Here is a 6631-nt window from a genome sequence, read left to right as displayed (position 1 = left end):
GAGCGAGGGAGAGCCTCAGTGACCATCGCGCCCGCAGATCCGGCTTCAGCACCGGTCTCAGCGAATGCGGAAGCGACCGGCGGCCCCGGGACCGCGCTCCTGCGCACCCTGACCGACCTCACCGCCGATCTTCCGGCCACCGACCCGGGCAAGGTCGCTGCCGCCGCGCTGCGCGGCCGCAGCGCCGCCGCGGACGACGCCGAGCTGCGCTCCCTCGCCACCGAGGCCGCCGCCGGCCTGATCGCCGAGGAGCCCGAGTACTCCAAGCTCGCCGCGCGCCTGCTCACCCGGGCCATCGCCGACGAGGCGGCCGGCCAGGGCGCGACCTCCTTCTCCGCCTCCGTCGAGGTGGGCCACCGCGAGGGGCTCATCGCCGACGAGACGGCCGCCTTCGTGCGCACCCACGCCGCGCGCCTGGACGCCCTCGTCGAGGCCGCCCTCGCCGACGGCGCGGACGACCGCTTCGGCTACTTCGGCCTGCGCACCCTCCACAGCCGCTACCTGCTGCGCCACCCGATCCACCGCGATGTGATCGAGACCCCGCAGCACTTCCTGCTGCGCGTCGCCTGCGGCCTCGCCGAGGACCACTCGGAGCGGGCCCTGGACGACGTGGCGGAGCTCTACCGGCTGACGAGCACCCTCTCGTACCTGCCGTCCTCCCCGACGCTGTTCAACTCCGGCACCCGCCACCCGCAGATGTCGTCCTGCTACCTGCTGGACTCCCCGCTGGACGAGCTGGACTCCATCTACGACCGCTACCACCAGGTCGCGCGTCTGTCGAAGCACGCGGGCGGCATCGGCCTGTCGTACTCGCGCATCCGCTCGCGCGGCTCGCTGATCCGGGGCACCAACGGTCACTCCAACGGCATCGTGCCGTTCCTGCGCACCCTCGACGCCTCCGTCGCCGCCGTCAACCAGGGCGGCCGCCGCAAGGGCGCGGCCTGCGTCTACCTGGAGACCTGGCACGCCGACATCGAGGAGTTCCTGGAGCTCCGCGACAACACCGGTGAGGAGGCCCGCCGCACCCACAACCTCAACATCGCGCACTGGATCCCGGACGAGTTCATGCGCCGCGTCGAGACGGACGCGGACTGGTCGCTCTTCTCCCCCGCCGACACCCCGGACCTGGTCGACCTCTACGGCGATGAGTTCGACGCCGCGTACCGCGCCTACGAGGCCGCGGGCAAGGCCGTCAAGACCATCCCGGCGCGCGTGCTGTACGCCCGGATGATGCGCACCCTCGCGCAGACCGGCAACGGCTGGATGACCTTCAAGGACGCCGCCAACCGCACGGCCAACCAGACGGCCGAGAAGGGCGCGGTCGTCCACTCCTCGAACCTCTGCACCGAGATCCTCGAGGTCACGAACGACGGCGAGACCGCGGTCTGCAACCTGGGCTCGGTCAACCTCGCGCAGCACCTCGGTGCCGACGGCGAGATGGACTGGGAGAAGCTCGACCGTACGGTCCGTACGGCCGTGACCTTCCTCGACCGCGTCGTGGACATCAACTTCTACCCGACCGAGCAGGCCGGCAGCTCCAACAGCCGCTGGCGCCCGGTGGGCCTGGGCCTCATGGGCCTGCAGGACGTCTTCTTCCGCCTGCGCCTGGCCTTCGACTCCGCCGAGGCGAAGGCCCTGTCCACCAAGATCTCCGAGCGGATCATGCTCGCGGCGTACGAGGCCTCCGCCGACCTCGCCGAGCGCCACGGCCCGCACCCGGCCTGGGCCGCGACCCGCACCGCCCGCGGTGTGCTCCACCCGGACCACTACCCCAACGCCGTCGCCGCGTGGGAGGACCGCTGGGAGGCGCTGCGCGCCCGCATCGGCCAGGTCGGCATGCGCAACTCGCTGCTGCTCGCCATCGCCCCGACGGCGACCATCGCCTCCATCGCCGGCGTCTACGAGTGCATCGAGCCGCAGGTCTCCAACCTGTTCAAGCGCGAGACGCTCTCGGGTGAGTTCCTCCAGGTCAACACCTACCTGGTGGAGGACCTCAAGAAGCTCGGCGTGTGGGACCGCGCCACCCGTGAGGCCATGACCGAGGCCAACGGCTCGATCCAGGACATGAAGTGGATCCCGCAGGACGTCCGCGACCTGTACCGCACGGCCTGGGAGATCCCGCAGCGCGCCCTGATCGACATGGCCGCGGCCCGTACGCCGTACCTGGACCAGAGCCAGTCGCTGAACCTCTTCATGGCCTCGCCGACCATCGGCAAGCTCAGCTCGATGTACGCGTACGCCTGGAAGCAGGGCATCAAGACGACGTACTACCTGCGCTCCCGCCCGGCCACCCGGATCGCCCGCGCCGCGTCCTCCTCGGCCGCCGCGACCACCATCCCGGTGCAGCAGGCCGCGCCCGACGCGGACGCCATCGCCTGCTCCCTTGAGAACCCCGAGTCCTGCGAGGCCTGCCAGTAATGTCGACCGAACGCGCCAAGAACCTGCTCGACCCGGGCTTCGAGCTGACCCTGCGCCCCATGCGCTACCCGGACTTCTACGACCGGTACCGCGACGCGATCAAGAACACCTGGACCGTCGAGGAGGTCGACCTCCACTCGGACGTCGCCGACCTCGCCAAGCTGTCCCCGGGTGAGCAGCACATGATCGGCCGTCTGGTCGCGTTCTTCGCGACCGGCGACTCGATCGTGTCGAACAACCTCGTGCTGACGCTGTACAAGCACATCAACTCGCCCGAGGCGCGCCTGTACCTGTCGCGGCAGCTGTTCGAGGAGGCCGTGCACGTCCAGTTCTATCTGACGCTGCTCGACACCTACCTGCCCGACCCGGACGACCGCGCCGCGGCGTTCGACGCGGTGGAGAACATCCCCTCCATCCGCGAGAAGGCCCAGTTCTGCTTCAAGTGGATCAACGAGGTCGAGAAGCTGGAGCGCCTGGAGACGAAGGCCGACCGCCGTCGCTTCCTGCTCAACCTGATCTGCTTCGCCGCGTGCATCGAGGGCCTGTTCTTCTACGGCGCCTTCGCCTACGTGTACTGGTTCCGCAGCCGCGGTCTCCTGCACGGCCTGGCGACCGGCACCAACTGGGTGTTCCGCGACGAGTCCATGCACATGGACTTCGCGTTCTCCGTCGTGGACACCGTCCGCGAGGAGGAGCCGGACCTCTTCGACGACGAGCTCCAGCAGCAGGTCACCGACATGCTCAAGGAGGCCGTCGAGTGCGAGCTGCAGTTCGCCCGCGACCTGTGCGGTGACGGCCTGCCGGGCATGAACACCGACTCCATGCGCGAGTACCTCCAGACCGTCGCCGACCAGCGCCTCCAGCGCCTGGGCTTCGCCCCGGTCTTCGGCTCGGAGAACCCCTTCTCCTTCATGGAGCTCCAGAACGTCCAGGAGCTGACCAACTTCTTCGAGCGCCGCGCGTCCGCGTACCAGGTGGCGGTCGAGGGTTCGGTCTCCTTCGACGACGAGTTCTAGTCGCCCCGTAGGGGCGCGGGGAACTGCGCGACCGGCCACTGGCGGCCCGCAGTTCCCCGGAACCCGCTGAAAGCACGGCGAAGGGCCCGTACGGAAACGTTCCGTACGGGCCCTTCGTCACGTCACGACGTCAGTCGTTGGAAACGACCGGGTACCGCGGCGTGCCCTCCGCCATCTGCCGAAGCGCGTCCTTGCGGTCGCGCTTGGAGAGACGGTCGATGTACAGGTAGCCGTACAGGTGGTCCGTCTCGTGCTGGAGGCAGCGGGCGAAGTAGCCGGTGCCCTCGACGGCGATCGGGTTGCCGTGCATGTCCTGACCGCGCACGACGGCGTAGTCGGGGCGGGCGAGGGCGGCGTAGGCCGTCGGCACGGACAGGCAGCCCTCGTTGGAGTCGTCCAGGACGCGGCGGTCGGCCGGCAGGTCGTCCAGGACGGGGTTGATGACGTGGCCGACGTGGCGGACGCCCTCGTCGTCGGGGCAGTCGTAGACGAAGACCTTGAGGTCGACGCCGATCTGGTTGGCGGCCAGGCCGACGCCCTCGGCGGTGCGCTGGCTGGCGAACATGTCGTCGATCAGCTGCGCGAGCTTCTCGTCGAACTCCGTGACGTCCTGGCACTCCTTGTGCAGGACCGGGTTGCCGACGACGGTGATCGGACGGGAGGTGCCCCGCTCGCGGTGCGCGAGCTCGCGCGCCTCGCAGTCCTCGGTGTCCACGATGAACTCGCTCTTCGGCTCGTCGTTCACCGACTGCTCAGTGTCTTGCTGCGACATCTCCGCCGTACGCCTCTCTCACAACCCGAAAGCAATATCGTGCCCTGAATCCACCGGGCCCCATACAGGGTACGGGGGCCGGGGCGCGACCTCAGCAGACCTCTTCGAGATCCCGCCACTCCCGGGTGTCGGGGCTGTCGGCGACCCAGCCGTCCAGCAGGCCGCGCACCAGGCCGGGCGGGGCCGCGATGCCGCACTCGCGCTCGGGCACCCACAGGGAGCCGGAACCGGAGCCGGCCGTGCGGTGGCCGAGCGGGCCGGGGTGGCCGGGCTCGCTGTGGTCGTGCGGGTCGAGGTGCTCGCCGTCGCCCTCGTCGCTGGGCATCCGGCTCTCCGAGCACGTACGGCACAGCAGGCGCACGGAGGAGGACCAGTCCTCGGCGGCGAAGCCCGCGTCGGCCGCGAGCCGCTCCAGGGCGTCCCGGTCGGCCTCCGTGGCGGCCTCCAGCAGCACGACCCAGGTGGGGACGGGCGAGGGGGCCCACAGCTCGATCTCGTCGAAGACCGGGTAGGCGGGCCCGGCGGCGGTGACGCGCTCGCCGTGCGGAACGCCGTCGTGGAGGACGACCTCGCCCCAGCGGCGGCCGGAGGACGGCAGCGGGATGGAGAGCACCTCGATGCGCGCCGGGTCGAGCCGGCGGCCCCAGACGACCTCGGCCTCGCCCTCCGGGGAGAGGCGCACGGCCGCGCTGCCCAGCTCCATGCCGGCCGGCTCACCGGCCGGCCCGCCCTCGCCGGGCACCTTGAGCCCGTAGGCCTGCCAGGCGCGGCGGGCCAGCGGCCAGTCCTGGAGGGCGGTGGCGGCGATGCCCACGTTCCACCAGTCGGGAGCGCCGGCCTCGCGGTCGAGCAGGGCCACCGCGCGCAGGCCGGCGGCGCGGGCCTGCTCCCAGTCGTGCCGGAACTTGTGCAGCAGGGCCAGGTTGAACCACGACTCGGAGAGCCACGGCTCCATGTCGGCCGCCCGCGTCAGCAGCGCGCCCGCGTCCTCGTACCGGCCGTCGCCGATGAGCGTGAAGGCACGGTCGGTGGCCTGCCGCCACGAGGCGGAAGGCCGGTGCCGTACCCTGCCGAAGATCCTCACGATTCCCGCCTGCCGGTTTCTGCGTGCGACCACGCCGGATGGACCGGGTGGCGGCCGCCGTCCTCCCCGACGACTGCCCGCCACACCCCATGGGTTCCGGGGAGCGCTGCCGCCCTCACCGTCTCCTTGCCGACGACGGCGCGCATGACACCCCCCGATTTCCGCGTTCTCGCCATTCTCTTTGTCTTCTTCGCATCCAACCATGCCCCTCCGGACGCCCGCTCATTACCCGTGGGTTCGGCGGGCTAGTCCCGGTTCGCCCGCACTCCCGCGAGTGCGGTGGTGCGGGCCGCCGCGCGCGAGCACCCTCGCGAGCGCCTCCACCACCCGGGGCTCGTGGTCGTGCGCGGTGGCCAGGCGCAGCCGCTCCAGCGCGCGCAACGGGCCGCACGCCGGGTCGCCCGCGAGGTCGTCGTAGGCGTTGACCGTCCGGACGATACGGGCGGTGAGCGGCTGGTCCCGGTACGGATCCGCCTGGCGCTCGACCACCAGTGCGACTTCTGGCGGTACGCCGGTCCGGCGCACCACGGCGCCGCCCAGCAGGGCGATCCGGCGGCGCTCCTCGGCGGGCAGCGGCTCGGTGGCCCCGGCGGGCACGGGTTCCAGGAGGGAGAGCTGGCCGATGTCGTGCATCAGCGCCGCCTCCTCGACGACGGCGAGGCCGGCCGCGGACAGGCCCAGTTCCCGGCCGACGGCCCGGCCGAGCGTCGCCACGCGGCGGGCGTGCCCGGCGGGGGTGTAGCCGGCGATCTCGGTGGCGCGGGCGAGGGAGGCGACGGTCTGCCGGCGGGTGGCCCGCACGGCCTCGTAGCGGTGCACGGACAGCTGGGTGACCAGCAGCGGCAGGCAGAACACGGGCAGCGCCCAGAGGCCGGCGACGGCCACGGCCAGCGCCAGCACGACGCCGGTGGCGCCGATCGCCGAGCCGATGCCGGGCAGGGCGCGCAGCTCCTCGCGGAGCGCCGGGCCGTACGGGCCGCCGGTGCGGGCGCGGGTCAGGGCGGCCGCCAGGACGGCGTCGCACAGGGCGGTGAGGGCGAGGAGGAGGAGCAGGAACAGGGCGTAGTACGGGCTGTGGGCGAACCGGGGGCCGAGCGCACCGGAGGCGTGCAGTGGCTGGAAACAGACGGCGGCGAACCCGGCGCTCAGCACCCGGCGGGCGAGCCGGTCCAGCGCGGGGGGCCGCCCGACGGCTCCCGCCAGGGTCGCGCCCAGGACGACGGCCACGACCTGTGCCGCGCCGTGCGAGGCGGGCTCGCCGCCGACCTCGCCGAGCAGCGCGTACGCGAGGGTCCCGGCGGAGCCGACGGGCGCGGTCTCCCGCACCCCGCCGCCCCCGCC

At 72.1% G+C, this 6631-nt stretch carries 5 protein-coding genes; 2 read left to right on the top strand and 3 right to left on the bottom strand.

Features of this window, described 5'->3' with window-relative positions; genetic code table 11:
• Positions 1-18: 18 nt before the first annotated feature.
• Positions 19-2418: a ribonucleoside-diphosphate reductase subunit alpha gene (locus K6I33_RS29425; protein WP_229357587.1), complete on the top strand. Its 2400-nt coding sequence runs from the start codon at positions 19-21 to the stop codon at positions 2416-2418.
• Positions 2418-3434, top strand: coding sequence for a ribonucleotide-diphosphate reductase subunit beta (locus tag K6I33_RS29420; RefSeq protein ID WP_229357586.1), 1017 nt, complete (start codon positions 2418-2420; stop codon positions 3432-3434). Before K6I33_RS29425 ends, K6I33_RS29420 begins: the two co-directional genes overlap by 1 nt.
• 130 nt (positions 3435-3564) lie before the next feature.
• Here K6I33_RS29420 and def read toward each other — a convergent pair whose 3' ends face one another.
• The 3 genes from def to K6I33_RS29405 all read right to left on the bottom strand — a co-directional run.
• Positions 3565-4206 carry a peptide deformylase gene (def, locus tag K6I33_RS29415; protein WP_229357585.1) on the bottom strand — a complete coding sequence of 214 codons (642 nt, stop codon included), beginning with the start codon at positions 4204-4206 and terminating at the stop codon, positions 3565-3567.
• Positions 4207-4297: 91 nt separating this feature from the next.
• Positions 4298-5290 carry a hypothetical protein gene (locus tag K6I33_RS29410; RefSeq protein ID WP_229357584.1) on the bottom strand — a complete coding sequence of 331 codons (993 nt, stop codon included), beginning with the start codon at positions 5288-5290 and terminating at the stop codon, positions 4298-4300.
• A 225-nt stretch (positions 5291-5515) separates the two neighbouring features.
• The coding region (locus K6I33_RS29405; protein WP_229357583.1) for an HD-GYP domain-containing protein at positions 5516-6631 on the bottom strand (1116 nt) is incomplete at its 5' end.

Origin of the sequence: Streptomyces sp. UNOB3_S3 (assembly GCF_020740895.1) — a bacterium.
Lineage (GTDB): Bacteria > Actinomycetota > Actinomycetes > Streptomycetales > Streptomycetaceae > Streptomyces.
Note: the sequence above shows the minus strand (reverse complement) of the source record. Positions and strands in the feature narration are given on the sequence as shown.